Origin of the sequence: Pedobacter sp. CG_S7, assembly GCF_040544395.1 — a bacterium.
Lineage (GTDB): Bacteria > Bacteroidota > Bacteroidia > Sphingobacteriales > Sphingobacteriaceae > Pedobacter.
Genome location: NZ_JBEONS010000081.1, coordinates 1 through 3,763 on the forward strand (window position 1 = coordinate 1; position 3,763 = coordinate 3,763).

Sequence of the window (3,763 nt, forward strand, 5' to 3'; positions counted from 1 at the left end):
AATACATAAAAATATCCTAAATAACAAAAAAAACAAGTGTAATTTATTGTTAATCAATTAGTTAAATCATATATTGCCTTGCAACGGTCTTATATTTATCATCAGGACTCCAGGTAATATTGGTTAAATATTGCTCCAGCGGTTCACCAGTTTTTAAATAAACAGTTGTTTTAGTTTCCGCATTGTAAACAGCAACGGTCACATGGTGGCTTTTCTCTCCTGCCATTGGATATTTAATGTTTACATTTTCCGCAGGTATTGTTGACCAATCGACGATCGGATAATCAGCAACCATGCTTTGGTCCATTCGGTAAAAAGCCAGGTGTTTGCCGTTGTTACTCCAAAAAATACCTTTATTAATTCCAAACTCCTCTCTATGTACCGACGAAGCATAAACGATGTCGCTGCTACCATCAGTTGTCACTTGTTTATTTTGGCCATCCTTAACCACAAATAAATTTGCTTGGTCCAGGTAGGCCGTATAACCTGCTACACTTTGCTCCACATTCTTTTTGTTAAAAACAGAAGAATCAATTTTTGTAGTCAAAAGCCCCCTTACAGCATCATAAGCAACCTGTTTCTTATTCAAGGTAAATAACCATGAGGCTTCTTTATTAAATTGTATTACAGGCATTGTTGTTAAGGTATCACTTTTCGCCAGGCGAAGCTTTTGATTAAGCTGACCTAAAGTAAGGAAAGATTGTTCTGTTGATTGCTGAAAATTGCCCTTCACCCAAGTTAACTGGTTGCTGATGCGTTTAGCATAGACATAATTCTCAGTTCCATAAACAAACTGCAACTGACTAAGATTTTCAGGTGCTAATGTAGTTCTGGCACTCAACAGCGCCTCCTGCATGCTGAAATTTTTATGCTGTGCCTGTATTGTTAAAAACAAGCCCAGCAAAGGGAACAATAAATAGTATTTCTTCATGTTAATTCGTTAGTTATTCAAATGTAGCAATAACAGTTAAACTCTTGAATTATTCCTACATCATCCATTTATCATTATAAACAGCTTATACTATAATTTGTAACATACACACAATAATTTATGTTAAATTATGTTAATACTCTATAAATTGTAATGTTATGAAGTCGCTTAAATTATTCTCCATTACTGGACATCTCCTTAGAAGGTTTAGCTTAACCAGGCTTTATTACTGGTTCAATAAGTAAAATTTTCATTAGACAGCAAAATGTTTAATTCTATTCCTTAATTTCATCTTTTAATTGTACCCCGGTACAATAACTAACTTATGTATCCAGATTGTAAGAGTCGGTATAAATTGCCAATTGCACAATCTTAAAAAACTTGAATTAACAGATGAAATTACAAGAACTGAAAAGCTATTTTGCTGTTCTGGGTATTGTTGCAGCCAGTTATTCGGCTGCTGCACAACAGGCACCAATGAAATTTATCGATCCTGAAAACATGGATTTGAGTGTAAAACCAGGTGATGATTTTTATCTATATGCCAGTGGTAGTTGGATTAAAAGTAACCCTGTACCAGCAAAAGAAACGCGCTGGGGTAGCTTTAACGTCTTGCGTGATTTCAATATCAACGCCGTTAAAGGATTAGTAGAGGATGCTGCTAATGACAAAACAGCCCCTACTGGAACGGTAAAAAGACGTGTAGGCGACTTTTATACCGCAGCAATGGACAGCCTGACAATCGAAAAACTAGGATACACGCCTATTAAAGCCGACCTAGCAAGGGTACAACAAATTAAAAATCTTTATGGAGTAATCAATGAAGTCGTAACCATGCGTTCTTCAGGTATTGCCAATCCTATGTTTGGCTTTGGTGTTTCGCAGGATAGAAAAAATGTGACAAAATATTTACCCTCTTTAGGTCAGGGTGGTACAACCCTCCCCGATCGCGATTATTACTTGAAAGATGATAGCCGATCTTTAAAAATCAGAGAGGCTTATACGACTTACATGACTACCCTTTTCGCTTTAACAGGAAGTTCTGCAGCGACGGCTAAACAAAAGGCGGCAACCGTAATGGTTATCGAAAAACAATTTGCAGCAGCCCAGATGAGCAGACTGGAAATGCGCGATCCTTACAAAACATATAACAAATTTACCGTTGCTGATTTCGCTAAAACAACGCCCAACTTAAAATGGGCTACTATTTTAACGCAATTGAAGGTTAATGGACAAGACACTATATTGGTTTCTGCCCCAAAATTCTTCAGTACTATTGACGGCATGTTAAGCAGTATTCCTGTTGCCGATTGGAAAACATATTTAGAATGGAATATATTAAAAAATAGTGCAGCTGATTTAAGTTCACCATTTGTAAATGCTAGTTTTGCATTTACGCAAGCACAAACCGGTCAGAGGGTTCAAACACCAAGATGGCAAAGAATGGCTTCGTTAACAGATAGAAATGTAGGTGAATTATTAGGCCAATTATATGTTGCTAAATACTTCAAGCCTGAGGCCAAAGCTCGTATGACGGAGCTTATCAAAAACCTGCGTACTGCTTTCGAAACCAGAATCAATAACCTGGATTGGATGAGCGCTGAAACAAAACAAAAAGCATTAGCTAAACTACATGCTTTTACCCCTAAAATTGGCTATCCTGAAAAATGGAAAACGTATGAAGGCCTAGTAATTAAACCAAATACTTATTTCCAGAATTTGCGCAATGCAGATGTTTGGGGCTATAATGAAATGATCGATCAGTTGGGTAAACCAGTAGATCGCACTCGTTTTGGCATGACTCCACCAACGGTAAATGCTTATTACAGTCCTACAATGAACGAAATTGTGTTCCCTGCCGGAATTTTACAGTTCCCATTTTTTGCACCTGATGCAGATGATGCCATTAATTATGGTGGTATAGGTGCCGTTATCGGTCATGAGATGTCTCATGGTTTTGATGACAGTGGTAGCCAATACGATAAAGATGGTAACCTGCGTAACTGGTGGACTGCAGAAGATAAAGTGAAATTTGAAGGGAAAACAAAAGCTTTAGGGGAGCAATTTGATGCTTATACTGTTTTAGACACCATACATGTGAACGGTAAATTAACCATGGGTGAAAACATCGGTGACTTAGGTGGTTTAAACGCTGCTTATACAGCCTTTAAATTAACTAAACAAGGTCAATCGGAAGAAAAAATAGAAGGCTTTACTCCTGATCAGCGTTTCTTCCTCTCGTGGGCACAAGTTTGGAGAGGCAACATCCTTGACGAAAGTGCCGCACAGTTAATTAAAACCGACCCGCATTCTCCTGGTCCATACAGAACTATTGGTGCACCTGTTAATATGGACGCCTGGTATAAAGCATTTGATGTGAAACCTGGTGAAAAATTATACAAAAAACCAGAAGATAGAATTAGAATGTGGTAACACGAATGGTTGTTTAATTTAAAAACTAAGTTCTGTGGTTACGTTTGTTGGATTTACAGGATGTTATGGTTGGTTTACGTTATTGGTAGCAGAGCTGTTTTTTTTATTCACCATTAAAGTAAATATCAACTTTTTCATTTAATCATTAATATTGTTCGTTTTACCGCAGAGCTGCTTCTTTTTATTCACTATTAAAGTAAATATCAACCTTTTCATTTAATCATTAATATTGTTCGTTTTACCGCAGAGCTGTTTTTTTTATTCACCATTAAAGTAACATCACCCTTTTCATTTAATCATTAATAAAGACCGTTGCAAGGCAATATGTGATTTAACTAATTGATTAACAATAAATTACACTTGTTTTTTTTGTTATTTAGGATATTTTTATGTATTTTA

At 36.5% G+C, this 3,763-nt stretch carries 2 protein-coding genes; one reads left to right on the forward strand and one right to left on the reverse strand.

All coding sequences use genetic code 11. The features are described from left to right. Nucleotides 1–61 precede the first annotated feature (61 nt). Entirely contained in the window at nt 62–931 is an 870-nt protein-coding gene (locus AAKU52_RS17165; protein ID WP_354335827.1) for a DPP IV N-terminal domain-containing protein, read from the reverse strand. Nucleotides 932–1,324: 393 nt separating this feature from the next. Here AAKU52_RS17165 and AAKU52_RS17170 point away from each other — a divergent pair, with 393 nt between their 5' ends. Continuing rightward, nucleotides 1,325–3,364, forward strand: a complete 2,040-nt coding sequence (locus tag AAKU52_RS17170) for a M13 family metallopeptidase (protein WP_354335828.1) — start codon at nt 1,325–1,327, stop codon at nt 3,362–3,364. The last annotated feature ends 399 nt before the right edge of the window (nt 3,365–3,763 follow it).

Bases quoted from the DNA above. Each gene is read 5' to 3' on its own strand.
- AAKU52_RS17165 (WP_354335827.1), bottom strand. From the start codon at position 931: ATGAAGAAATACTATTTATTGTTCCCTTTGCTGGGCTTGTTTTTAACA.
- AAKU52_RS17170 (WP_354335828.1), top strand. From the start codon at position 1,325: ATGAAATTACAAGAACTGAAAAGCTATTTTGCTGTTCTGGGTATTGTT.